This window comes from Paenibacillus odorifer, assembly GCF_000758725.1.
GTDB lineage: Bacteria > Bacillota > Bacilli > Paenibacillales > Paenibacillaceae > Paenibacillus_AQ > Paenibacillus_AQ odorifer.
In genome coordinates, this window is sequence record NZ_CP009428.1 from 3,102,358 (window position 1) to 3,127,643 (window position 25,286).

Annotated in this window: 30 protein-coding genes; 26 read left to right on the forward strand and 4 right to left on the reverse strand. The window is 40.2% G+C overall.

Translation table 11 applies throughout. The annotated features are described in order from the left end of the window. The first annotated feature begins 75 nt into the window (after positions 1 to 75). The 5 genes from PODO_RS13445 (at position 76) to PODO_RS13465 (ending at position 5,032) form a co-directional block, all read left to right on the forward strand. On the forward strand, positions 76 to 1,119 hold the full coding sequence (locus PODO_RS13445; protein ID WP_038570689.1) for a LacI family DNA-binding transcriptional regulator: 1,044 nt from the start codon (positions 76 to 78) through the stop codon (positions 1,117 to 1,119). Positions 1,120 to 1,129: 10 nt separating this feature from the next. Continuing rightward, positions 1,130 to 2,290, forward strand: coding sequence for a Gfo/Idh/MocA family protein (locus PODO_RS13450; protein ID WP_038570692.1), 1,161 nt, complete (start codon positions 1,130 to 1,132; stop codon positions 2,288 to 2,290). A 25-nt stretch (positions 2,291 to 2,315) separates the two neighbouring features. Beyond that, positions 2,316 to 3,038 (forward strand): ThuA domain-containing protein, encoded by a 723-nt coding sequence (locus PODO_RS13455; RefSeq protein ID WP_038570694.1) that lies wholly within the window; start codon positions 2,316 to 2,318, stop codon positions 3,036 to 3,038. A gap of 20 nt (positions 3,039 to 3,058) precedes the next feature. Then, positions 3,059 to 4,162, forward strand: coding sequence for a Gfo/Idh/MocA family protein (locus PODO_RS13460; RefSeq protein ID WP_038570697.1), 1,104 nt, complete (start codon positions 3,059 to 3,061; stop codon positions 4,160 to 4,162). Between the two features lie 75 nt (positions 4,163 to 4,237). Then, positions 4,238 to 5,032 carry a hypothetical protein gene (locus tag PODO_RS13465; RefSeq protein WP_038570700.1) on the forward strand — a complete coding sequence of 265 codons (795 nt, stop codon included), beginning with the start codon at positions 4,238 to 4,240 and terminating at the stop codon, positions 5,030 to 5,032. A gap of 90 nt (positions 5,033 to 5,122) precedes the next feature. Here the strand turns inward: PODO_RS13465 and PODO_RS13470 are convergent, their stop codons facing one another. After that, positions 5,123 to 5,944 (reverse strand): DUF2785 domain-containing protein, encoded by an 822-nt coding sequence (locus PODO_RS13470; protein ID WP_038570703.1) that lies wholly within the window; start codon positions 5,942 to 5,944, stop codon positions 5,123 to 5,125. A 28-nt stretch (positions 5,945 to 5,972) separates the two neighbouring features. Further along, complete coding sequence (locus PODO_RS13475; RefSeq protein WP_038570706.1) at positions 5,973 to 6,857, reverse strand: helix-turn-helix domain-containing protein; 885 nt, start codon at positions 6,855 to 6,857, stop codon at positions 5,973 to 5,975. 124 nt (positions 6,858 to 6,981) lie between these two features. On the opposite strand from PODO_RS13475, the gene PODO_RS13480 reads away from it, so the two are divergent. From PODO_RS13480 to PODO_RS13490, 3 genes are read left to right on the forward strand one after another with little or no spacing between them, the layout of a single operon-like run. Continuing rightward, positions 6,982 to 7,869: a sugar phosphate isomerase/epimerase family protein gene (locus tag PODO_RS13480; protein ID WP_038570709.1), complete on the forward strand. Its 888-nt coding sequence runs from the start codon at positions 6,982 to 6,984 to the stop codon at positions 7,867 to 7,869. 18 nt (positions 7,870 to 7,887) lie between these two features. Further along, positions 7,888 to 8,919, forward strand: coding sequence for a Gfo/Idh/MocA family protein (locus tag PODO_RS13485; protein WP_036678288.1), 1,032 nt, complete (start codon positions 7,888 to 7,890; stop codon positions 8,917 to 8,919). Positions 8,920 to 8,960: 41 nt separating this feature from the next. Then, complete coding sequence (locus PODO_RS13490; protein WP_036678422.1) at positions 8,961 to 9,434, forward strand: GNAT family N-acetyltransferase; 474 nt, start codon at positions 8,961 to 8,963, stop codon at positions 9,432 to 9,434. Between the two features lie 62 nt (positions 9,435 to 9,496). Here the strand turns inward: PODO_RS13490 and PODO_RS13495 are convergent, their stop codons facing one another. Then, complete coding sequence (locus PODO_RS13495; RefSeq protein WP_038570713.1) at positions 9,497 to 9,991, reverse strand: hypothetical protein; 495 nt, start codon at positions 9,989 to 9,991, stop codon at positions 9,497 to 9,499. Positions 9,992 to 10,161: 170 nt separating this feature from the next. Between PODO_RS13495 and PODO_RS13500 the strand changes: the two genes are divergently transcribed. From PODO_RS13500 to PODO_RS13550, 11 genes are all read left to right on the forward strand, one after another. Beyond that, positions 10,162 to 11,028: a S66 family peptidase gene (locus tag PODO_RS13500; protein WP_036678419.1), complete on the forward strand. Its 867-nt coding sequence runs from the start codon at positions 10,162 to 10,164 to the stop codon at positions 11,026 to 11,028. Between the two features lie 17 nt (positions 11,029 to 11,045). Further along, positions 11,046 to 11,618: a DJ-1/PfpI family protein gene (locus PODO_RS13505; protein WP_036678282.1), complete on the forward strand. Its 573-nt coding sequence runs from the start codon at positions 11,046 to 11,048 to the stop codon at positions 11,616 to 11,618. 31 nt (positions 11,619 to 11,649) lie between these two features. After that, complete coding sequence (locus PODO_RS13510; RefSeq protein WP_036678279.1) at positions 11,650 to 12,156, forward strand: DUF2569 domain-containing protein; 507 nt, start codon at positions 11,650 to 11,652, stop codon at positions 12,154 to 12,156. A gap of 27 nt (positions 12,157 to 12,183) precedes the next feature. Beyond that, positions 12,184 to 12,711: a ClbS/DfsB family four-helix bundle protein gene (locus tag PODO_RS13515; protein ID WP_038570717.1), complete on the forward strand. Its 528-nt coding sequence runs from the start codon at positions 12,184 to 12,186 to the stop codon at positions 12,709 to 12,711. Positions 12,712 to 12,847: 136 nt separating this feature from the next. Further along, positions 12,848 to 13,363, forward strand: a complete 516-nt coding sequence (locus PODO_RS30040; protein ID WP_052097012.1) for a TlpA family protein disulfide reductase — start codon at positions 12,848 to 12,850, stop codon at positions 13,361 to 13,363. A 10-nt stretch (positions 13,364 to 13,373) separates the two neighbouring features. Beyond that, complete coding sequence (locus PODO_RS13525) at positions 13,374 to 13,877, forward strand: GNAT family N-acetyltransferase (RefSeq protein ID WP_036678275.1); 504 nt, start codon at positions 13,374 to 13,376, stop codon at positions 13,875 to 13,877. 148 nt (positions 13,878 to 14,025) lie between these two features. Continuing rightward, on the forward strand, positions 14,026 to 14,616 hold the full coding sequence (locus tag PODO_RS13530; RefSeq protein ID WP_038570720.1) for a hypothetical protein: 591 nt from the start codon (positions 14,026 to 14,028) through the stop codon (positions 14,614 to 14,616). A 9-nt stretch (positions 14,617 to 14,625) separates the two neighbouring features. Continuing rightward, positions 14,626 to 15,063: a hypothetical protein gene (locus tag PODO_RS31600; protein WP_174890037.1), complete on the forward strand. Its 438-nt coding sequence runs from the start codon at positions 14,626 to 14,628 to the stop codon at positions 15,061 to 15,063. Between the two features lie 3 nt (positions 15,064 to 15,066). Continuing rightward, entirely contained in the window at positions 15,067 to 16,110 is a 1,044-nt protein-coding gene (locus PODO_RS13540; RefSeq protein WP_036678270.1) for a serine hydrolase domain-containing protein, read from the forward strand. A gap of 94 nt (positions 16,111 to 16,204) precedes the next feature. Then, the gene (locus tag PODO_RS13545; RefSeq protein WP_038570722.1) at positions 16,205 to 17,017 is read left to right on the forward strand and encodes a PhzF family phenazine biosynthesis protein; all 813 of its coding nucleotides are present in this window, start codon (positions 16,205 to 16,207) and stop codon (positions 17,015 to 17,017) included. A 134-nt stretch (positions 17,018 to 17,151) separates the two neighbouring features. Continuing rightward, a complete protein-coding gene (locus tag PODO_RS13550; RefSeq protein WP_036678264.1) occupies positions 17,152 to 17,367 on the forward strand; it encodes a sulfurtransferase TusA family protein in 216 nt (71 codons plus the stop codon). Between the two features lie 2 nt (positions 17,368 to 17,369). On the opposite strand, the gene PODO_RS13555 is transcribed toward PODO_RS13550, so the two are convergent. Further along, complete coding sequence (locus tag PODO_RS13555) at positions 17,370 to 18,254, reverse strand: LysR family transcriptional regulator (RefSeq protein ID WP_038570725.1); 885 nt, start codon at positions 18,252 to 18,254, stop codon at positions 17,370 to 17,372. A 173-nt stretch (positions 18,255 to 18,427) separates the two neighbouring features. On the opposite strand from PODO_RS13555, the gene PODO_RS13560 reads away from it, so the two are divergent. The 7 genes from PODO_RS13560 to PODO_RS13590 all read left to right on the forward strand — a co-directional run bounded on the left by PODO_RS13560 (position 18,428) and on the right by PODO_RS13590 (position 25,195). After that, entirely contained in the window at positions 18,428 to 19,117 is a 690-nt protein-coding gene (locus tag PODO_RS13560; protein ID WP_036678259.1) for a YeeE/YedE thiosulfate transporter family protein, read from the forward strand. Positions 19,118 to 19,182: 65 nt separating this feature from the next. After that, complete coding sequence (locus PODO_RS13565; RefSeq protein WP_036678256.1) at positions 19,183 to 19,410, forward strand: sulfurtransferase TusA family protein; 228 nt, start codon at positions 19,183 to 19,185, stop codon at positions 19,408 to 19,410. Between the two features lie 34 nt (positions 19,411 to 19,444). After that, the gene (locus tag PODO_RS13570) at positions 19,445 to 19,993 is read left to right on the forward strand and encodes a YeeE/YedE thiosulfate transporter family protein (RefSeq protein WP_170914249.1); all 549 of its coding nucleotides are present in this window, start codon (positions 19,445 to 19,447) and stop codon (positions 19,991 to 19,993) included. An 84-nt stretch (positions 19,994 to 20,077) separates the two neighbouring features. Continuing rightward, complete coding sequence (locus PODO_RS13575; RefSeq protein WP_038570727.1) at positions 20,078 to 21,298, forward strand: FAD-dependent oxidoreductase; 1,221 nt, start codon at positions 20,078 to 20,080, stop codon at positions 21,296 to 21,298. Between the two features lie 244 nt (positions 21,299 to 21,542). Next, a complete protein-coding gene (locus PODO_RS13580) occupies positions 21,543 to 22,511 on the forward strand; it encodes an ABC transporter permease (protein WP_036678250.1) in 969 nt (322 codons plus the stop codon). A gap of 29 nt (positions 22,512 to 22,540) precedes the next feature. Continuing rightward, positions 22,541 to 23,437, forward strand: coding sequence for a carbohydrate ABC transporter permease (locus PODO_RS13585; RefSeq protein WP_036678249.1), 897 nt, complete (start codon positions 22,541 to 22,543; stop codon positions 23,435 to 23,437). Between the two features lie 72 nt (positions 23,438 to 23,509). After that, the gene (locus PODO_RS13590; RefSeq protein ID WP_170914248.1) at positions 23,510 to 25,195 is read left to right on the forward strand and encodes an extracellular solute-binding protein; all 1,686 of its coding nucleotides are present in this window, start codon (positions 23,510 to 23,512) and stop codon (positions 25,193 to 25,195) included. The last annotated feature ends 91 nt before the right edge of the window (positions 25,196 to 25,286 follow it).

A 25,286-nucleotide genomic window follows, 5' to 3' on the forward strand; every position in this document is an offset into this window, starting at 1 on the left:
ATTAAATGAATGCGTTTTCGAATAGTGTATTGAACGAGGCTAAATGTCACTGTTCATAACCTATGAGAAGGAGGAATTTATATCGCCAGCCGTAAAGAGGTTGCCGAGCTTGCAGGTGTGTCAGAAGCCACAGTATCTCGCGTGTTAAATAACGTTGGTCCGATTAAGGAAGAAACGAAGGAACGTGTGTTGGCAGCTGCTCTGAAGCTAGGCTATACCCCTAGTTCACTCGCTCAGAGCTTTGCACGTAGACGGAGCGGGAACTTGGGTGTAGTGATGCCTTATTTGCCGAAAGCCCGCTTGTTCTCCACTTATTATTTTTCGGAAATATTAAGTGGAATAGGGAGCAAGGCGCGAGAAGAGGGTTATGATCTGTTAATGCTGTTTCGGAATGCCGAAGAGCCAATGGATTATAGCGGGTTGTTTAAGATGCGGAAGATCGATGCTTGCATTGTGCTTGGCGCTAAAGAAGAGCCAGGTGAGCTAGCCTCACTCCGCCGTTTGAAGGAAGAAAACCATCCTTTTTGTCTGATTAATCAGCATTTTGCAGGGGAAGCTTTTCACGAGGTGGATGCCGATCATGTCGAAGGAAGCTGGCAAGCGGCTAAACACTTACTGGAACAAGGTTTTACGAGGATTGCTTTTCTAAATGGGCCTGAATCTTATTCCAACAGCCGAGATCGTCTAACGGGGTATGCCCGCGCTTTGGCAGAGGTGAATCTTTCTGTAGATTCTTCACTTTTGTTCGAAGGTAACTTCAGCCGGAAAAGCGGGATTATAGCTGCCCAAGAAATGTTGCCTCTGCTGGATGAGATTGATGCGATTATGGTCGCCAATGATCGGATGGCCATTGGTTTGCAGCAAGGGCTGCAGGAGCTAGGAATACCAAGGGATCGCCTGCCAGCTATTGTGGGTTATGATGATTCGGAAGCTGCGGAGCTTACCACACCTGCATTAAGCAGTGTGCGGGTTCCCTTTTACGAACTAGGTGAACTTGCCGCAGCCCAAATCATTGAATTGCTGGGGAACAATCTGGCAGATATACCCGCACCAGCCGTACAGATCAAATTACCGACAGAACTAGTTATACGAGCTTCATCTAAATCTATCAACACTTAGGAGGAATAAGATGAAACAGCTTCGCATTGGAATGATCGGTTATAAATTTATGGGTAAAGCCCACAGTAATGCTTATCGCAGTTTGCCTATGTTTTTCCCGAAGGCGCTTAAACCGGAAATGTCTGTAATCTGTGGACGTAATAGTGAAGCGCTTGAAGAAGCTGCATCGCAGTTAGGCTGGGCGGATTGTGTTACGGATTGGAAGGATCTGATCGCTCGAGAGGATATTGATCTTATAGATATTAATGCTCCCAGCAACGCGCACAAGGAGATAGCTTTGGCAGCAGCCAAAGCAGGTAAACATATTTTTTGTGAAAAACCACTTGCGCTGACCTTGGCAGATTCCCGTGAAATGCTGCAAGCTGCTGAAGACGCGGGAGTTACACATATGGTTGGTTTTAATTATCGCTTTTCTCCGGCAGTTCGACTGGCTAAGAAGCTCATAGAGAGTGGGCGTCTGGGAAAGATTTATCATTTTCGGGCTTGGTTTCTACAAGATTGGATAATAGATCCGGATTTCCCTTTAGTATGGAGACTGCAGAAGGATATCGCCGGTTCAGGTTCGCATGGAGATTTGGGGGCGCATCTTATAGATTTGGCTCATTTCTTAGTAGGCGATATGAAGGAAGTAATCGGCATGAGCGAGACCTTCATAAAAGAGCGTCCGCTTGCCGCTGAAATGACTGGTTTAAGCGCTAAAGGAGATAAAGATGCACCCAAGGGTAAGGTTACCGTTGACGATGCCACCTTGTTTTTAGCCCGTTTTGATAATGGTGCTCTGGGCAGCTTTGAAGCTACAAGATTCGCAGCGGGTCATCGCTCTACCAATTCTTTTGAGATCAATGGGAGTCTTGGTAGTGTGAAATTCGACTTCGAACGTATGAATGAATTAGAAGTTTATTTGACCTCGGATGCCGAGGATGTACAAGGTTTTCGCCGTGTGCTGGCGACCGATCCTGCTCATGAGTATGCAGAGGCTTGGTGGCCGCCTGGTCATACGATTGGTTTTGAACATACGTTTATTCACGAAATGCTGGAGCTTTCTAACGCAATTGAAGAAGGTCGTCAGCCAGAACCAAACTTCAATGATGGAGTGAAATGCCAAGCGGTGTTAGAGGCTGTAGAACGCTCTATTGATGAACGCCGTTGGGTCGATTTATCCGAAATGTAATCTAACCTTAGAAGGAGTGCTGAAGATGAGAAAAGCATTGATTGTATGGGGCGGTTGGGATGGTCATGAGCCTGAGCAGGTAGCTGATATAATCGCTAAAATGTTGCAAGAGGAACAGTTTGAAGTTGAAGTATCGAATACACTGGAGGCTCTTGCTGATGCAGATAAGCTTCTTGGACTAGATTTGATCGTGCCGGTATGGACAATGGGCACAATCGAGCAGGAACTTGTGAATAATGTCTCCGCAGCTGTACAACATGGAACAGGTCTTGCCGGTTGCCATGGCGGGATGTGTGATTCTTTTCGTAATAATGTAGATTGGCAGTTTATGACGGGTGGACAATGGGTAGCTCATCCTGGTAATGACGGCGTTAACTATACCGTAGAGATTTGTCAAAGCTCAAGTCCTCTGGTAGAAGGATTAGAAGATTTCAGCATTTGCTCAGAGCAATATTATCTGCATGTAGATCCAGCTGTTGAAGTTCTTGCTACGACTCGTTTTCCAGTAGTTGAAGGGCCTCATTCGTATAATAAGGCTGTTGATATGCCAGTAGCTTGGACAAAACGTTGGGGCTTGGGCAGAGTTTATTATAATTCACTCGGGCATCATGCGGACATTGTAGATCAGCCGCAAGTGCGTGAAATGATGCGCAGAGGATTAATATGGGCAGCTGAAGGTAAAGCGCAAGCATTATCCAATGTTTCGGGGGTTAGTAATAGCTATAGTGGAATGGCAGACAGTCAATAAATTCTGGGAGCGATCAGCGAATGGATAAAGTCAAAGTTGGTATTATTGGATGCGGTAAAATCAGTAGTATCTATATGGAGAACTGTCAAAAGTTCGAGATCCTTGATCTAGTTGCATGTGCGGATTTAGATTTGGTGAGAGCACACGAACAAGCGGATAAATACAATATTCCAAACGTCTATACCACAGAACAATTACTGAATGATCCAGAGATAGAAATCGTAATCAACTTAACGATACCAGCTGTTCATGCGGAAGTATGCCTGAAAGCTATTGAAGCGGGTAAACATGTATACGTTGAGAAACCTCTAGCTGTGACGAGAGAAGAAGGACGCAAAGTTCTGACTGCGGCGCGGGAAAAGGGAGTACTTTTGGGCAGTGCACCGGAGACGTTCTTCGGAGCGGGAATTCAAACGGTTTTGAAGCTGATAGATGAAGGAGTAATTGGCGAACCTGTTGCAGCTACTTCGTTTATGCTGGGCCGTGGACATGAGCATTGGCATCCAGATCCGGAATTTTATTATGCCGCTGGTGGAGGTCCAATGTTCGATATGGGTCCTTACTATTTGACGGCTTTGGTGCAGCTGCTGGGTCCTATTCATACGGTTAGCGGAATGACTGGGAAAGCGCTGGAAGAACGTACGATTACAAGCGAGAAGAAATTTGGGAAAAAAATTCCTGTTCAAATTCCAACTCACGTAGCCGGAACCTTACGATTTGAAAATGGTGCCATTGCAACGTTGATTACAAGCTTTGATATCTTTGGCGGGAGCAACCTGCCGCATATAGAAATCTACGGAACGCTAGGAACGATTCAAGTTCCAGACCCGAATAACTTTGGGGGTCCCGTGAAACTCCGGCTTATGGGTGAGAATGAGTGGACGGAACAGCCGTTGTTGTCAGGGTATGATCAGAATACCCGCGGGATTGGACCAGCAGATATGGCTTACGCCATTCGAACGGGTAGAGGGCATCGTGCCAGTGGAGAACTGGCTTATCACGTATTAGAAGCAATGTGGGCTTTCCATGATTCTTCTGATGCTCATTCATTCTACGAAATGGAAAGCACCTGCACTCGTCCTGCGGCACTTCCAATCGGTCTTGCTCCTAACACTTTGGATTAGAGAATTCTTCCTGAATCTGCAACCTATCACTTCCGGTCTTCGTTTGAGAAGATGAAGAGTGGAGGTGTTAATAGGATGCGTAAGATAATTATTGGTTGGATATGGATTCCCGTTGTTATTTTGTTAATCAGTGGCTGTTCAGAGGCTCAACAAGCGAATAAGGAGCCGGTTCCTACTCCTGTAATTAGTTCAGAACCACAAATTCTAGCTTCTAAGAACCCTGCAATGGATGATCCAGGCGAGGTTAAGACTTTCTTATCTGCTCAGAAGATTCCTAACGGAGATATTTATCTGCAAGATAACAAGGTTCATATTAATATTGTAGGTTTGAACTCGGAGATTGAGCAGAGCTTTGCTCAGGCTTTCACTGCAGGTACTTATGAGCTTCATGATGTGAAATATACAATGCAAGAGTTATTAGCTGCTCAAGAATTGTTGCATGAACAAGAACTCTACCAGAAGCTGAATCTCTACGGCTCTGGTGTAGATACTATTGGCAATAAAGTAACTATTACCATTCCGTCTGATGATGCGGAAGCAGCCAAGCTTGAAATTGAAAAGTGGATCGATCCAGAGATGTTGACCTATGATATTTCAGAAATAGGTGATCCACATGTAGTGGGTACAATCGTTGAGATCGACACTAAACAGGCGAAGCGGATTCTAATCCTTGAACCTGGAAACGAAGATCCATCTTACTGGTTCACATTCAATGCGAAATCTGAAATGTTTAATGACGCTGGAGAGTCCATCAGCTTTAAGGATTTGCAGGTTGGACAGCAGGTTAAGTTATGGAATACAGGGATGGTGCTGGAATCTTTTCCCGCGCTTGCGAGTGTGCGGAGAATGGAGCTATCAGTTACTGAATAATCTAATAGACCCGTCAACAGGTAGCAAGTGCTCCACGCATTTGAACAGTAGATGGAAAGTGAGGGTGCTCTAACCCTCACTTTTTCTTAATTAGGAATAGTATACTTTTTCTACTTTGTATAATGTATGCTCGATTGTTGGACAGAGATTGGCATCTACTTTGTAATACTTAACTCGAAAATATAAACTTTTCAAGAAATTCTTTATATTATTTTTTTGTTTAAAAGCAGGAAGAAATTCTGGATTTTTCTCCACATCACCAAAACTTCGAATCCATTGCTCTACATAAGTCTGACTAAGCATTTTTCTATCTAAAACACTAATTATGGGTCTTACCATTCGCTCATCTTCCCCATCGGAGTATATTCGATCTGTTATGGTCATCTTTTCGTGAACCAAATCGAGGATAGTTATAAGGTCATTTTTATCCAGTTCGGAACATTGAGCCAATACATCTAAAGTATCTGCTGCATGGGCTATGGCATGAGCCCAGCCTTTTTCTTCGTCATACCCCCGGTAATCGCGCTCATTTTGCACACTGCAAAATACCTTCTCCTTTATCTGATGAATTTGCTCTCTTGAGAGAAATGGTGATTCTTTATGCCTCATGAAGAGGAGTGGGATGACTAGCATAGAGAAAGATCTGGTAAAGACAGAGTCTGCATTGGTTTCGCCAAGCTTAAAATGCAAATGGTTTTTATCCAAGATAACGGGTATAAGTTGCTCCAGTTCGTTTGTAGTTAGAGCATTACCTGGGATCCAATGTGATAAGGTTGTATAAATTAGCTCATCCCGTAGTTGGGCATCTAAAGAACCAATGTTATTTATCATTTCTTGTACCAACTGGATTGTATCGGGAGGTGCTTGGTAATCATTTTCTTTTATGCATATCAGCGTTTCTTTTAAATTCATTTTACATGCTCCTATTTTCCAGTGTGAATTATTTTCTAATACCGGATGGTGTAGTTCCTTTATATTGCTTAAACAGCTTGGTAAAATAATTAGGATTGTCGCAGCCCACTCGTCCAGCAATCTCCGTTACAGTAAAATCTGTCTCCAACAGCAGTCGTTCTGCTTCATTTACGCGGCAAAGATTAACATAATCGATGAAGGTTCGGCCGGTGAGCTTCTTAAAGGTTTTGCAGAAATGGTATGGATTTAGATTAACGGATCTCGCGGCGCTTTCAATAGTCATTTTCTCATCAAAGTGGTTCTCCATATACTCCAGCAGTGGCTTAAAACGCTCACGATTGAAGGAATGACGTTCATTTGTTCTGCCAGAAACCCGCTCAGGCAAAAAGGTACGGGAGAGCAATACAAAAAGCAGATGAAGTTGATTTTTGATGATTAGCTGAAATGCAGGACCTTTCTGATGCACTTCATCCACGATAGTGTCTAGAAGAGAGTAATAAGTAGAACAGGTTGGAACTAGTGCTGCTGGTTTAACTGGTAGCTGATATCGATTTTCCAAATAGGGAGCTACGAACTGCTCATGTTGAGGATCTTGCTTCCAATCTTTAAATAAAGAACTATGAAATACGACGGATATAAATCGGACATGATCATCCCGCAGACTATATCCAACGTGCAAACCTCCAGAAGGAACAAACAAAACCTCTCCGGGATGCAGTTCGTAGGGCTTGCTGTCAATGTGGAAAATGGCGCTGCCTGCTTGCATGATAATGATTTCGAAATGTTCATGCCAGTGTAGAAAAAGGATGTTCTGGCCGATTTTCGCATGTTTACATTCATTAAAAAACAATCGAAACGGATAGGTGTTTCCTTCTAATTGAGGGTATTCTTTAAGATCATTAGGATAGCTCAATATTTATTCAACTCCCACAATATACGACTATATAAACACAATATAATAAGAGTTTTAAGCTTAAATGCAGTATATACTCGGGTTATAGAACTTACTATAAACCAATATTGGAGTGGTACACAAGATGAAGGATACAATGCGTATAGGCACATTAGTTGGTGGCGGAGATGCTGTTAGAGTGATTCCGCAAATCGTAGGTCATGGCTTCGAATCTTTTAGCTTAACCTTCTGGCAGACTACAGGTGAAACAGATCTTGTGGAAACTGGTAAGCGTGTGCAAGAACTTGCGGCAAAACATGATTTTGTGATTTCATCGGTTGGCATCTTTGGCAATCCTTTGACGAATACTGGTGACAATTCCGATGCATTAGCGAGCTGGGAACGGCTTATTGATCATGCTCATGTATTTGGTACTGATATGGTATCAGGGTTCACGGGACGACTACCAGGAGTGTCCATTGATGAATCGATTCCGAAGTTTACCGAGGTATTTGGTGAGCTGACCAAAAGAGCAGCAGATCGCGGTGTACGAATTGCCTTCGAGAACTGTTCCATGGATGGCAATTGGACTTCAGGGGACTGGAATATCGCTCATCATCCAATAGCCTGGGAAAAGATGTTTAACGCTGTACCTGCTGACAATATGGGACTTGAATGGGAGCCCTGCCATCAGATGGTGCAGCTGATTGATCCGATTCCACAGCTGCGCAAATGGACAGATAAGATCTTCCATGTACACGGCAAGGATGCCACCATCGCTTGGGATATTGTAAAAGAATATGGAATCCACGGCCCAAAACCTTATGTATGGCACCGTACTCCGGGTTTTGGTGATACGAACTGGACGGATGTTATTTCCATTTTGCGTCAGGCTGGTTATAAAGGTACCATTGATATTGAAGGTTGGCATGATCCTGTCTATCGGGATGAGCTGGAAATGATGGGTCAAGTACATGCCTTGAATTATTTAAAACAATGCCGCGGGGGCAGCTTTGTGCCTAATCCGCTTTAATAAGTCAGGGGGAGAAATATGACAGCACAGTACCGTGTAGCGGTTGCAGGTTGCGGAGGAATGGCTAACGCATGGATTGAATACGCTTTATTGCGTCCAGATACTAAGATCGTTGCTCTAGTAGATATAAGGTTGGAGTCGGCTGAGGCGATGGCTGCGAAGCATGGGATTTCATGTCTGACGTTTACGGATATTAAGCAGGCAATTCAGGAGACCGCAGCAAATCTCGTCTTTGACGTTACCGTTCCCGGAAGTCATTTCAATATTTCTAGTACTGCATTGGAACTTGGGTGTAATGTGTTTAGTGAGAAACCGTTAGCTGAGACTATGGAGGAATGTAATAAGATTGTTGAGATCTCGGAACGGACTGGAAATGCTCATGCTGTGATGCAGAACCGCCGTTATGATCCTCGAATTCGTTCTTTAAGAAAAATCATAGAATCAGGAACCATCGGAAGAACAGGATTTATCGGTGCAAGCTTTTTCCTTGGGGCTCATTTCGGGGGATTCCGTGATGTTATGAAAAGTCCGCTGCTGTTGGATATGGCAATTCATACCTTCGACCAGGCCCGGTTTATTAGTGGCGCGAATCCTGTGTCCGTATACTGTCAGGAGTTTAATCCTCCCGGTTCATGGTATGAGGGGAATGCGTCGGCAGTGTGCATTTTCGAGATGTCCGACGGTTCAATATTTACCTATCAGGGATCTTGGTGTGCAGAAGGTGCATCCACGTCATGGGAAGCTTCTTGGCGGGTTAACGGGGAGAAAGGAACAGCAATCTGGGATGGTCATGAGCTGCCATATGCTGAGGTAGTTACTGCAGGAGATCAGAGCGATAAGTTCATTCGTGACGTAAAGCGTATAAATGGAGATAATGTTGAGATGAATAAAACATTCCATCACGGGTGTTTGGATGAGATGTTCTTGTCATTGGCAGAGCAACGTCCTGCAGAGACGAATTGTAGAGATAATCGGTATAGTATGGCAATGGTGTTCGGAGCGCTGGAAAGTGCTGAATCTGGCCGGAAAATCGATCTAGTGGAGTTCTGAGATTGACTTCTGTTACTACAATCGCCAGCAAGGAGATCAAAATGGATATTAGAGCTTACCGAGAATCGGATATTAGTCAAATTGTCTCATTGTTCTACGAAACAGTTCATTCCGTAAACAAACAAGACTATTCACAGGAACAGCTAGATGCTTGGGCACCTAAAGAGGAAGAGGTACTTAAGCATAATACTTGGAGAGCTTCTTTGCGTCAAAATATCACTTATGTAGCCGAAATTGATAATATTATTGTGGGCTTTTCTGATATGACAGCAGAGGGACATTTGGATCGATTATATGTTCACAAAGATTACCAAGGACTAGGTATAGCCTCTGCATTGGTGAGTAAGCTTGAATTGAAAGCGAAAGAACTGGGTCTTTATGAAATGGATGCCGAAGCAAGCATCACTGCTAAACCTTTTTTTGAACGACGGGGATACCAGCTTATTGCGAAACAAAGTGTAGAACGAAAAGGTGTTCTGTTGGTCAATTATAGGATGAGTAAAAAAATAATGTAATTCAAAAAAGCAGGTTGCTCATTAGAGCAGTCTGCTTTTTGTGATAAGAAGGATATTCAAATTCACCCATCAATCCAGTTCATTAATGCTACAGTATCAAATCGATCCCCTTGCACTAACCATTTACCGTCCACATCAAAGAGAGTCAATATACCTTCCAAAGGCACACGTTTACTTTCTTTGTCATCCTTATCCAATAAGACAAGATCCACCGTATATTTTAACTCGATAATATCTTTTTTTTGTTCGGAAAGGTTAAATTTTAGGTTTTCCGGTTTTAAAGAAAGCTTTTGTTTATCAGCGATTTTAATTGGGATAGTTGTAATTCGGCTCGCTATAGCCTTTTCAGTAAAGTATTCTGTAAAATACGGTTTCATCTCTTCATTTCGCGCAAGAATGGATTCATCAGACATTAAATCCTCAGAAGCCTTGACGGTATATTCTACATTTTTATATTTCTCTGCGGCTTTAGTGGCATCATCTACCTCTGAACTACATCCGATAATTAACGCAAGAGATAATAATATCATACTCAATATCAACGGTGATTTACGCATTAGTACACCCCCAATGTATTTGATCTTGCATTATTATACTTATATTACCATGTTGTGGTTTCATAATTTCAAGAAGAAAATGATTCAACTCCCTAAATATGGTATGGTGTAAATATGATCGTAAATTTGCGGTGATTAAACTAAAAAGTAGAATCGAAAGGATTATTAAAATGAACACATCCTTAAAATTCACACACGGGAATAAAGTCGGACTGATTGCTTGTTCAGATGGTGTGAGAGTAGAGAACCTACCTAAAGTAGAGGAATTAAAAAAAGTTTTGCATTCATTTGGACTCCATGTAGTGGTGGCTAATACTTTGTTTAGAAAAGATGGTTATTTCAGTGGAAATCCAAAGGAAAGGGCAGCGGAGCTGAATCAACTATTTAAAAATACTGAAATTAGCGCGATATTCGATATTTCAGGTGGGGATTCTGCCAACCAAATCTTAGAGTACATAGACTACGAAAGTATCCGTATGAACCCCAAACCCTTTTTTGGAATGAGTGATTTGTCAGTTATTTTGAACGCTTTATTTACGCAAAATAATTCGAAATCCTATCATTATCAGTTGATCAATTTAGTGTCTTCTGATGGGGCAGAGCAGCAGAGGGCTTTTTATCGAACATTCTTCGAGGGTCAAAACGATCTTTACGATTTCCGGTATCATTGGGTCCGTGGTAACCAGATGAGCGGGATAGTAATCGGAGGGAATATTCGCTGCTTTTTGAAGCTGGCAGGGACAAGCTATTTTCCGGATCCTTCGGACAAAATATTATTGTTGGAGAGTTTAAGTGGCAGAGCTAACAAAATAGTCTCCTTTTTTGCTCAGCTCCAGCAATTGAAATATTTTGATGCTTGTGCTGGATTGATTCTAGGGTCATTTTCAGAACTAGAGAACTTTAATGAATTTCCGATAGTAGAAGAGTATGTGAAGGAAATTAGCCATTCCACCTCCATTCCTATCATAAAGACAGCTGAGATTGGGCATGGCAGTAACAGTAAGTGTATTGTTGTGGGTGATAAAATCACTTTGTAAAAAAGGTGGAGTGTGCGATGGGCAAAATTCTTTGCTTCATATCTGATGATTTTGCGGATTTTGAGATTACCTTGGCACTACATAAGATTAGAAATGTTGGAAAAAAAGAAGTGTTATCCGTAGGATACAGTTATGAATCTGTAGTTAGCGAATCTGGTCTGACTTATCAACCTGATTTGGTCCTCAAAGAAGCAGTTAAGCTTAATGATATTGAAGGGCTAATTATTCCCGGAGGTCCGATTGTAAATCAAAAACAGGATTTAACTGATCTGATAAACCATCTTGATCGAGAAGAGAAGATGCTGGCAGCCATATGTCATGGACCACAGTATTTAGGACGAGCGGGCATTTTAGATCATTGTAAATTCACTACTTCGTGTTCAGTAGAAAGAATCAGTAAACTTAATGTAGAGGATCCATTTCCAAGAGACAATTATGTTGATAAGAGAGTAGTTAGAGATGAACATATCATTACTGCTAAAGGCCGTGCTTTTGTTGATTTTTCATTTGAAATCTTTGATTATTTAGGGATTTATCAGGATCTAGATGAAGAAAAAGAACAATTGTTTAGGGATATTATGGATAAATAGCAGTGATAGATGATAAACAGGGAGAGTTGACGTGGAAACTAATTTAAACGAAAAGAAAAATGATTATAAACCATTAGGGATATCAGGACTTGGGGGATGGTTGATTCTTGTACAAATCGGTCTTTATGGGACGATTATCATTCAGTTGATGCAGCTTTTTCAGGATTCTTTTACAGCATTTGATGCCGATATCTGGACTGCTTTTACTTCTAAAGGTTCGGATTTCTATCATCCCTTGTGGGGATTTATAATTGTTTTTGAAACCACTTTCAATATAGCTATATTAGCGTTTAGTGTATATATTCTAATTAATTTCTACAGAAAAAAAGCATTTTTACCACGGTTATTGATTATTTTCTATATTGCAATCCCTGTAGTAGGAATCATTGATGTTGTACTTCTTTATCAAATTCCTCTTGCCAGAGAACTTGGAAATGGAGATTCACTCAAAAGGATCATTAGGTCAGCGTTTACTTGTGCAATTTGGACTGCATATTTATTGAAATCAGAGCGAGTACATAATACATTTGTAAAGTAATTTAATAAAGTGATTTAAAGGAGGGGTATGATGTCAACCGATTATCTATCAAAAGAAGAATTGAAAGATGCGATTCATATTGCCTATCAGTCTCTTTATCAAGAATTTGATGGCATTGAGAACTCCCAAAGAGACAATCGTATGGAAGGGGTTGATCGAACCCCAGCAGAAATCATTGCTTATCAATTGGGCTGGTTGAATCTTGTTATGAAATGGGATAAGGATGAAAAAGCAGGGTTAACCGTTATTACACCTTCCCCGGATTATAAATGGAATCAACTTGGCGGATTATATCAATCGTTTTATCATACATATGCTGCCTACTCATTAGACGAGTTAAGATCTTTATTTCAAGAGACAGAACATCAGTGGCAGAACTGGATTGATTCTTTAAGTGATGAAGAACTTTTTACGCAAGGCGTGCGGAAATGGACAGGAAACAATCCAAGATGGCCTATGGTCAAATGGATTCATATTAATTCAGTAGCACCGTTTAAGACTTTTCGTTCTAAGATTCGCAAATGGAAAAAGCTTAATGTAACTAAGGAATTATAAATCAAGCCCCCGCCTAAGAGAAATCTCTGAAGCAGGGGCTGTTTTAGGCTGATCAATGATCAGTATGAAGGATATAAGATTAGTGGAAGAGAATGTATAGCGGTAGGTGAATAGATTAGTAAAGGACGGATTATTTTTGAAGAAAATATCTATTATTGTAAGTACATTTATATTTTTGATTGCATTAAGCTCGATTATATTTGTCGTGGTAAACAACTCTGCAAAACCCATTAAAAGTCCTGAGAACATTGAACTAAAAGAGTTGGCGAATGGAAACAAACTACTAGTGGACTTCTCGAAGAAACCCACTGTATTCGTATTTTTCACCTCATGGTGTCCATATTGTAATGACGACGCTCCTAAGATTGTCTCATTGTATGAGAAATATAAAAATAGAGTGAACATATACGGAATCAATTTGCTTTATCAAGATGATCTTTCTGATGTAAAACAATACGTGGCGAATTACAACATTAAGTATCCCGTTCTCCTAGATGAAACAGGTGATCTCCATAAACAATTTGGTGAACAAGCTTTTCCTGCGTTGTTTTTTATAAACTCTGATGGCAAGGTTATGGATCAAATTATTGGCTCGACTGATTTTGACGCAATTGAGAGCTCGTTTAAGATTTTCATTAAAAACTATGATTAAGGAGGTTGAAATGAATACGACCCATTTAGAGATTTTTGTAGCAAAAAATCAATCGGATGTGGATATATTTTGGGGACTCTTTAATAGTTACATAAATGAATTATCTCTCCATGTATCTATGGGCGATGATTTTGACCTGGGTTACTTTTATTCAGACGAGTATAGAGAGATCATTGAAGAGCTAAGAACAAGAGAAATAAATCCTTTAAATTTGTTTCTTATACATAAGGACGGTACTATGCTTGGATTTTTAATGTATGTTACTTATTTTAATGAGGGTGGAAAGTGTTTTTTAATGGAGTATTATATTGAACCTATGTATCGGAATTTAGGGTATGGTGAATTTACCTATTCAATGGTCGAAAAACATGTTTATGCAGACGGTGCAAAGTATATCGAGTTAACCCCGACTAATGATGCAAATGAAAGGTTTTGGCGCAGTGTGGGATATATGAAATCATCGGATATGGATGAGGATCATAAATATATTTATCGGAAATCTCTTTGTATCTAAACCGTAAGGAGTTAATCCCTATGATCAAAAGAAGAAAGAAACTCATAATCATCTCCGCATTTCTCTTTCATTTTTACTTCTGATGCTGATTGTAGTCTATATGATAAATCCTCAACCTGTTAATGCAATGATGGTAGACTTTTCTAGTATGGAGAAGCAAGGTGAGCATATTTATGTAGAACCAGATATTTCAGAGGTCACAACAACGATACTTTTGAACGATTTCGAACAATCGAGGGAGAGAGTTTCTGGGTTCTTCGAAGATTTACAAGACAATCCAACCCTTCTTTTTGTTCAATCTCCACACGCTCTTGAGAAGTATGCTCAGAAGAATCGAACGGGCCAGACTTATTATACTTATTGGGGAAATTACATTGTTATTGGTCCAGACGGATTTAACGCGGATGTAATCGCCCATGAATTGATGCATAGTGAGTTAAGAAAGAGGTTGAAGAATAAGGATGAGGTTCCGGTGTGGTTTGATGAAGGTTTGGCTACCTTAGTTGACTATAGATATAACAGCGATAAGTTTATAAGTTTTGACAAGATAAATGAGCTAAGTAGTAGAGATGTCTTTTATGAACCCTCACATGTAAAAGAAAATTATGAGATCGCCCATTCAGAAATTAATAGATGGTTTGGAATCGTTGGAAAGTCAGGTTTAGTAGAGCTTATTGATGGATTAAATAATGGAAAAGAGTTCAAAACAATCTATAAATCAATCGAATCCCAAAGCTAGGAGGTTGAGATGAAGAAATTCATTATTGTAATTCTAGCCATAATTGCTTTATCACCATTACATGCAGTCTCCGCGGATTGGGCCGGTTCGTTTGTTGTTTATTCAGGTGACATCTACGAAATATCAGACGATGAACTCATCCCCTCGGAAGAAATCAATAAGAAGATAGGGCATGTAACTAAATATTCCGATGAGGAAGGAACGTACAGGGGGAATTTCTCGAATATTTATCCTAAAGGTACGCCTTACTATTCGATTATCAATACCGATCCAAAAGATTTCATTGCTATTAAGACCCAAGAGGGTATCTTTGTAAAAGCTTATAACAAAGGCCATTATCCCAATGATGAATTGGTTAAAAAAACGATTTGGATGTATTTCTTATTGGGGACATCGATTATCGTCTTATTAATAATAATTTGGATAATAAAGCGGAGGAAAGGATGATCTATGACAACTAATACATCACAAAAGATAGAACAAGCCTTCAAAAAAACGATAAGCTCACGTCACATTCACGAAGGCGTCCTATACATTGAGAATACAGATGGCGACTACTCCTATAATATTGGATATGGGGAGAAGAATATAGACTCACCTTTGCTAATGGCCAGCATCACCAAGCTGTTTACCACCACCTGTATTTTGGCCCTACAAGAGCGAGGTAAACTGTCGTTGGATGACAAGGTTACACAGTATTTTGATAACGCTGTGTTAAGTGGTCTTCATGTCTTTGGTGGTAATGATTATTCGTTTGACCTGACAATATCCGATTTATTGTTTCAGGTTAGTGGCTTGCCAGATGTATTTGAAGAAGGAAAAGAGAATGACAAGCGTCGTGCGATTAAGGAGGATTATTATATTACCTTCGAGGAACAGATTGCATTAATTAAAAAATTGAAGCCTCATTTTATGCCTCGTACCAAACGAAAAGCATATTATGCGGATATAAATTTTGATTTACTAGGTGAAATCATTGAGAAGGTAGAGCAGTCAACATTAGCAGAAGTCTATAAGCGGTTCATATTTGATCCCCTGTCACTCGTAAGTACATATCTCCCTGAAGGTGACAACGATTTTGTACCGAATATCTTTTATCAAAATAAATCAATTAACCGTTCCAAATTTATTAGGAGTTGTCGTGCGAGTGGAGGATGTATCACCACAGCTCGTGAATTAATGATATTTATCAAAGCTTTCTTTGGTGGGATGCTATTTAAAAATGAGTTGTTTAAGATGCTATCGGCTTCTAATAAACTTCAATTATCGATGGGACCTATTTACTATAGCAGCGGCTATATGAGAATTCCTTTGGATGGCTTGTCCACGCTTTACATGGGGAAAGGTGAGTTACTAGGGCACTCCGGTTCAACAGGTTCGTTTGCCTTTTTTTATCCTATTAAAAATTTATTCATTGTGGGGGATCTAAACCAGATGGGTAATCCTGCACTCCCCATTAGGCTATCAATGAAACTTGCTATGATGATGAAATAAAAAATAGTGAACGCCAAGAGTTAGGATATTCACTGCTGAATTATTATACTCAGTCATCCAACCTTCATAAATCTTTAATAAAGGAGACGTACCAGTGAACAACATCAAAGTGCTTCATTATGATGCGTTTTCTCCTTATCCGAACAAAGGAAATCCAGCTGGTGTAGTATTAGATGCGGCTCATTTGAGCGAAAGTGACATGCAATCGATAGCTCATAAGGTCGGTTTTAATGAAACAGTTTTTGTAGTCTCATTGGATGTAGCTGATTTAAGGCTTAAGTATTTTACGCCAGGCCATGAGATCAATCTTTGTGGGCATGCAACTATGGCTTCTTTATTTGCTTTAAAAACAAAGGGTATCCTTGGAGAGGCAAGCTCGGTAAAGATCGAAACAAACGTGGGTGTGCTCCCCATTCAATTCAGTATGGACAACAATAATCACTTACTAATAAAAATGAAGCAAGATCATCCCGAGTTTATTGAATTTGACGGTGATAGAGCTAAGCTTGCCCATGCTTTAGGCTTAACAGTTGACGAATTTGATGAGGATATGCCGATTGTTTATGGCTGTACTGGCGCATGGACTCTATTAGTTCCAATTAAGAGTATAGATAGCTTTAATAAAATGAAACCGATAAACGAGTTGTTTCCGGAGAATTTCTCATCGCCTTTTTCGGGAACCGTTGAAGATCCAGTAACAGGTACAGCATCGGGAGTTATGGGGGCTTATTATTTAAAATATATTAATCCGCACATGGACTCAATCCAATTTGATGTAGAACAAGGACAAGAAATCGGTAGAGATGGGAAAGTAAATGTAGAAGTGTACCGACTAGATTCTGATAGAATGGATGTGTTTATTTCTGGAACTGCGGTGTTTGTGGGGGAGGTAGATTTAGGGAAATGATAAAATATACTCACTTGGAGTGTACGGAGTCTTAGTGATACCCAGTTAGAAGAGTTACATCAACTCCTTTTGTGAAGAAAATAATGCTGGGTCATTATTAGAACTTTAATGATCTATGGAATGGAGGTAACCTCATGATTGAAATTGATTGTCTGGGAGAAATCTGCCCAGTACCAGTAATGATGTTAAAAAAACATCAAAAAGCCATTCAAAATGGCGAAAAGGTGATGCTGGTTACTGATCATAGCTGTGCAAAAGTTTCCATCACGGATTACTGTCGTGGTTCAAATTTGAAATGCTCCATTCAAGAAGTCATTAATGGGGTATGGGAGATTACGATTGAGCTATAAGTTCAACATAATGTATCAATCAATGTCTTTTCTATATAACGAATTAATTGTTTCGTATCATTGTCACAACGCTGATTGTGTTTTTTTACCATGTAGACATCGTTATTTACCTGGAACTGATCAATATGAATAATCTTGAGTTGTTTACTATACAACTCTTTTTTTATGGACATATAAGGCAGAAAGGCGACACCATGTCCTCTAATTGCTGCAAGCTTTACCGCCTCAAGGGAGTCCAAATTAAACAGTATATTTAGTTTAAGCTCCCCTGCAGATATGTTGTTCAAAGCCCTTTGCACACAATGAAGCTGTGAGGACCAGATTAACGGATATTTAGGGAGCTCATTCAGTGTGATTTTATCAGGACATACGGTCGTACTGCTTGCCACTAACATAACTTGATCAGAAAACACCATATTGGAGCATAATTCAGATTTCGGGGAAGGCCCGGAAATAAAGCCAACATCACCTTCTTCAAGAAGCAAACGTTCCTCTACTAGTGACGATGCCCCTTCGTTTAGAGTGATATGGCAATTGGGAAAATGTTTTTTTACCTCATATAAGGTACAGGGCAGGGCATAATTACAGACTTCTGGAATCGCATAAATAGACAGCTCATGTTGTGTTGGCTGTAAATGATTGATTTCTGTGACCATATCATCATATAATTTACAGATTTGCTCCGCATACTTCTCCGCTATAATCCCTGCTTCTGTAAGGCTGGCCCCTTTATTACTTCTCACAAAAAGCTCAGAACCCAGGGTATTCTCCCAGGATTTCAACTGCTGACTAAGTGCGGATTGGGTGATATGAGATTTCTGAGCGGCTTTAGATATACTTTTTAACGAAGCAATATCTAAAAATAATTTAAGCGTTTCCATATTCATACTTATTCCTCCTGTTGCCCGCTGTTAGTGCACACTATAGCATACTTGATTACGCTCCATCTGTGCCATTAGTAACACTTATACAGCATAAAGAAAGCAGATAACCACAGCTCAAATAAGTATGTTACTATTTTCACATAGTCAATTACATAAAACGATGGAGGTGTTAGACTATGGGGCAAACCGTAAGTCCCGAAACGAAATCAACCCGAACCAGAGCTCCTAGAAAACCTAAAAAGAGTCAGTTGCCCATCGCGTTGCTGGTTACAGTTCTCATTATTGGGTTTGGTTTTTTCCTAGACCATTCCCACGATAAAATGGTTGTCTACCTGCTTTTCGGTATTTCGTTTGGCGTTATTTTGCAAAGATCACGATTCTGCTTTACTGCATCACTTAGAGATCCATGTATTACAGGCAGCACATCGGTAACAAGAGCTGTACTGATAGCATTTTCTCTCGCTACGATCGGATTTACAGCCATTAAGTATCCAGCGTTCCTGGAAGGTAAACCGATTCCTGGGATGGACAATGTGGGTCAAATCAGTTTTGCTTTGATAATTGGCGCTGTATTATTTGGAATTGGCATGGTTATTGCAGGTGGTTGCGCTTCGGGTACATTGATGCGTGTAGGTGAAGGGTTCACAATGCAGATGCTGTCGCTTGTATTTTTTATCATTGGTTCACTTTGGGGATCACATGATATGGGTTGGTGGAGAGCTAACGTTATAAAGGATGCACCAACAGTATTTTTACCAGACGTCTTTGGTTGGCTTGGAGCACTAGTTGTTCAGTTCCTGATCATTCTTCTGTTGTACATCGCTGCAGTTAAATGGCAAGAGAAAAAGATGGGAAGCGCAGATTAGTATAAGTTATTACGTGAATATTTTCACTATTGGTATTTCAAAAAAATATAAAGGTGGTTTTTAAGATGGCTGAATTTACACTTGATTGCATGGGAGAAGCTTGTCCGGTACCGTTAATGAGAACAGAAAAGAAGATGACTGAACTAAATGTTGGAGACGTTTTAGTTGTTGCTATTGATCATAGTTGCGCAATGAAAAACGTACCAGAATGGGCGAGAAAACAGGGACATAATGTGGAAATCGAAGAGGTCGATGATGGCGAGTGGGAAGTTGTTATTGAGAAGGTAAAATAGGATCGCTGAGTAGGAAAGGACGGTGAATGAAACGGTGAACGAATTCTGGTTGAAGATATCGTCTAACCGCTTTTACAAGCAATTGCTCAAAGAACCGTTTACTTATGTAACTGGAGCTGTACTTCTGGCTGTGTTCGCTACAGCACATCTGGCTGTTTTCTCAAAAGGATGGGGAGTAACCAGCGCCTTCGCGGACTGGGGAGCTTGGGCGTATCGACTGGTAGGAGGAAATGTAGATAACTGGGCTTACTTTAGTACGGAGAAAGCTCAAAAAACATTATCTTCCGGATTTTTAAATGATGGTGGGTCCATTCGAAATGTAGGGATTATCTTAGGTGCATTAGCAGCGACATTGTTTGCTTCCGAGTTCAAGCTTAAGAAAATTAAGTCCAAAAAGCAGGTAGTGGCGGCTGTACTTGGTGGGTTGCTCATGGGGTACGGAGCTAGACTGGCTAATGGATGTAATATAGGTGCATTATTTACGGCTATAGCTTCTTTATCGCTTTCAGGCTGGATTTTTGGATTGTTCCTGCTGGTTGGTGCATTTATAGGCAGTAAATTATTAGCCAAATTCTTTATGTAAAAGTGAAATAGGCTGAGCTTATAGTGCTGACGAGAGTCAGCCTATTTTATTGAAATCAAAATCTACACAGGAGGGACAATTGAAATGGAAAAGAAGACAGAACAGTATGATGTCGTCATTATCGGTGGCGGGGCTGCTGGATTAACAGCAGGGATCTATTGTGGACGAGCAAAATTGAAGACACTCCTTTTGGAAAAATCGCTGGTAGGCGGTCTTGCGACTTATACTAATGAAATAGAAAATTATCCTGGTTTTCCTGAAGGAACGACCGGAACAGACCTTATGGGATTATTTCATAAACAAGCCAAAAAATTTGGTGTTGATTTCAAAATGACAGATGTCAAATCTGTCTCGGTAGTAGAAGACATTAAAGTAGTGGAGACCTTTCGGGTACGATATGAGTGTAAAGTCATTATCATAGCCAGTGGAGGAAAACCAAGAATTACAGGTGCAGCTAATGAAGATATGTTCTTATATGATAAAGGGATTTCCTTCTGTGCAACCTGTGACGCTGCGGCAAATACGGGGAAGACAGTTATGGTCGTTGGCAGTGGTGATGCAGCTATTGAGGAAGGGATGTTTCTAACTAAGTTTGCTGATAAAGTGATCGTATCTGTCATGCATGATCATGGGAAAATGGATTGTAATGAAATTGCCAAAACGCAGGCACTAGAAAACCCTAAAATGGAATTCATGTGGAATACGGTGGTAAGTTCTTTCGAAGGTGAGGAACGTTTGAATTCCGTCGTCCTGAAAAATTTAAAATCTAATGAACTGCAAAACGTAAAGGTCGATTCATGTTTCTTATTTATTGGATACACCCCGAACACAGAAATCTTATCAGGTGTAGTAGATTTGAATCGAAATGGTTATGTATTTATTAATGAGAAAATGGAAACGAATATCCCTGGTGTTTTTGCAGCGGGAGATGTGTGCGATAAGTTTCTTAAACAAGTTGCTACTGCTGTTGGCGATGGTGCCATTGCAGGGTACGGTGCAGAGAAGTATATATCTGAATGTGAGGTTTATGAGCATCAAATTCTAAATCAAGGTAAATCATCCGTTGTTTATTTATGGAATGCCACAGATCCTTCCTGTCGGGAGTTATTGCCTCTAATTGAAGGATTTGAGCAATCCCATTCGGATGTCAGGGTCACAAAGGTAGATGTATATAAGTCACCCGGACTTGCTGCCAAGCTAAGAATAGATTCAGTTCCTTCTATTGTTTATCTGGATAATGGGAAGGTCCAAAAAGTAATTACTGAAAAGATAAATGAAGAAATACTGAGTACTCTTGCTAATTAAGGAGAAAGTCAAAGACACATGCAGATGTTATCTCTGTATGTGTCTTTTTTTATTCAAGCTTAAGGAATATGAGACGAGCTAATGCAAGAGAGTGTCAAAGTATCAATAATAGTTGTTTTGTCATATATTTTTGAAAGCGCTTAAACCTTATGATTATTTTATAAATGTTGCAACTATAGCGGAGGGAGAAAGGACATTAATTATCTGTACATATCTTCAAAATCATCACAAGGAGGATTCACCTATGGCGAACGCAAGCGTCGCACCAGACAAGAGATCCGGACCGAATCTCAACAAGCAACGAACTAGCGGGATCAGACGCTTTTTTAAGCAAATAGATCTACAGCTTATGGTATTACCAGCACTTGTTCTAGTTTTTATTTTTGCCTATATCCCCATGTATGGGATTCTAATTGCATTCCAGGATTACAAGTTAGGGAATAGTTTTATTAGCAGTGACTGGGTTGGCTTTAAGCACTTTATTTACTTTTTTAATGCACCTGAATTTGAAGTGGTTATGAAAAATACAATCATCATCAGCTTACTGAAATTTTGTTTTGGATTTCCTGCACCGATTATTTTGGCGTTAATGCTGAACGAAGTTCGTAAGATGTTCTTTAAACGGGTTATTCAGACCGTTACATATTTGCCTCACTTCTTATCTTGGGTAGTTATCGGCTCAATGGTTACCTCGATGTTATCTGTAGATAACGGCAGTATAAATATGCTGCTTGAGAAATTGAAATTTATTGATGAACCGATCAACTTCCTTTCCATGACTGAATATTTCTGGGGCATTTTAGTTACAACCAATGTATGGAAAGAAATTGGATTTGCTTCAATCGTCTATTTAGCTGCCATTGCTGGTATTGACCCGCATTTATATGAAGCGGCTTCGATGGATGGTGCAAGTCGGTTTAAACAGATATATTTGATTACGTTGCCTTCAATTATGCCAGTTGTAATCATCTTTATGATTTTGGCAATCGGTAATCTGGTGAATGCAGGATTCGAAGATATTTTGATCCTAGCTTCTAATCCAGCACTACGAGAAGTGTCAGATTCAGTTGATGTATATGTTGTACGTGTCGGTATAGACAATTTCAGGTACTCCTATGCGACTGCTATCGGATTGTTCAAGGCCGTGATCAGCGTGACATTACTTACCTTTGCCAACTTCATTGCCAGAAGAGCAGGGAACAGCTTGTGGTAATGAATTACTCAATATAGGGGGACCAAACTATGAAACGTATTAATATAGGAGATCGAATATTTATAGGATTCATATATGTATTCTTGACTTTACTGGCATTTTCTGCTTTTTATCCATTTTGGAATTCACTTGTTATTTCCTTTAATGAGGGGATGGATACTTCGAAAGGCGGAGTTACTTTCTGGGTCCGTGAGTTCACGCTTGAGAATTATAAGATCGTTTTTGAAGATTCCCGTCTAATGGGTGGATTCGTCATTGCTACATTGCGGACGGTAATCGGTACAGTAACAGCGATACTGGCCACTTCGATATTCGCTTATGGAATGTCGAAGCGTGAACTGATGGGTCGCAAATACTACATGATTATGTGTATCATTACTATGTATTTCGGTGGGGGACTCATTCCGTCATACATGCTTATCAGAAGTTTAGGTCTCTTCAACTCATTTTGGGTGTTTATTATTCCTGCACTGGTCAGCGTATGGAATATGATCATATTCCGGACCTTCTTTCAAGGTCTTCCACAAGGTTTAGAGGAGTCAGCAAAGATTGACGGTTGCGGGTATTGGGGGACTTTTGTCCGCATTGTACTTCCTTTGTCGGGGCCAGTTATAGCAACATTATCTTTGTTCACAGCAGTAAATCACTGGAATGAGTGGTTCGTAGCGAGTATTTACATTACGAAAGAGGAGTTAATGCCGATTCAGACCATCTTAAGACAGATACTGTTCTCTAATATTGCTTCAGAACAGCTGTCTAATGTAGATGCAAGCTCCATTGCTCATATTAACTCGGCTAAGAAAATAACCTCGAAGTCATTAACGATGGCTACGATCATGGTTGCAACCATTCCGATTGTATGTGTGTATCCATTCCTACAAAGATTCTTCGTTAAAGGGGTCTTGGTCGGATCATTAAAAGAGTAGGATGATAGAATGAGATTGGGTTTAGAGCGTATTGCTTTGAACATAGATTACAAATTGAAAGGGGAAAATACATTGAAGACTAAGAGAAAGATGCTTCTCGGTATGATGTCTACCTTGCTATTAACGACTTTGGTGGCGGGTTGTAGTGGCAACAATTCAAGCGCTCCAGCGGCAACTGCTGAACCAGAGAAAGAAGGAGGAACAGCGGTCAACACAGCAACTGAAGCTCCCGCGGCTGATTTGTATGAATTAGGGAAAGAACCGCTTGAAGTCTCATTCTACGGAAATTACGGCTGGTATCAAATGCCGAAATGGGGCAAAGATGCTGCTTCTAAATGGATTTTAGATAATCTGAAGATTAATGTCACAGGAATTAGCTCTGGTGGTAATAACGCTCAAAAGCTACAAACGATGATCGTTGGTAACGAGCTGCCGGATATTGTGTGGACCGAGAAAGGTGCTGACGTAGAACGTCTTCGCCAAGCGGATATGCTAGTTCCTTTAGATGAATATATTGATAAATATCCAAACTTTAAGAAATACCTAACATCTGGACATTTGGAATTACTTCGTTCCCCTGATGGGAAGATTTATCAGCTGCCGAATTATTATACAACTCAACCAAACGGAAATGCCGGTTATGCTATTAATAAGAAGATTTACAAAGAGCTTGGTTCTCCTAAGCTAGAAACGACAGATGATTTGTATGCATATTTAAATGCTGTTAAGGCGAAGTTCCCTGACGTTATTCCGTTCGAGACAGGCTTAGCGAGAGATGGTAACGGAATTGACCAGTTATTTTCCTCTTTTAAAGAGAATAATCTGTCGTATACTAGAATATACGCCGTACCTGATGGCGACAAAATGGGTTCGATATACAAGGATGAAGGATTCCGTGAGTCTGTTGTATTTGCTGCTAAATTAATGCGTGAGAAGCTAATGACGCAGGATGCGAATACACAAACAGAAGATCAAATTAGAGAGAAAGCGATGAATGGCAAGTTTGCTGTTATTGCGACTTTTGATCCAATGAAATTGCTCGCCACTGCTGATGAAGAGATGAAGAAGACGGATCCAGAAGCTGGTTATATGTTTATTAAACCGATTTACAAAGCTGGTTTGGATCAAAGTAAGATTACTCCAGGAACGTACAATCAGTTAGGTTGGAACGTTGCTACAATCACTAAAAACGCTAAAAATCCAGAGGCTGTATTCGCTATGCTTGACTGGATGACAGGACCAGAAGGTTCTATGGTTCTTAACTGGGGTCCTCCAGGACCAGATGGTTATTGGGATGGATTTGAAGCAGATGGACTTACTCCTAAATTTAATAAAGATAAGTATCTGAATGAGCCAGAAGCTCTGTCCGAAATTAGCGGAAAAGCCGGTGACTTGGTATGGGTAGGTAATACAGTTTTCTTGGATAATACAAAGAAAATGATGTTGCAAACCCTTCCAGCTGACAAGATTGACTTTAGTAACCGTTGGCAGATGGAAGTTACTTGGGCTTCACAAGGTGACTTTACGGAGTTCCTGAATTGGGATCCGGCTCCAGACAGTGAAGAAGGTATTATTAGACAAAGTGTCAGAGATATCTGGTTAACAGCAAGAGCAAAATCTATGTATGCGAAGACTGATGCAGAAGCATTAGCAATTCTTGATAAAGCACATGAAGATTCTATCAAGGTTGGCTATGAGAAATTCCTCGATTATGTAACAAAAGTATGGACAGAAAATAAGAAAGCTTTAGGTAAATAATAATTTGTAATACGAAGGTTTGCTATTTAGCGAGCCTTCGTTTTTACGTCCCATTTCTAGTGCTCATTGCTTTATAAGCTGTTAGGTAAGA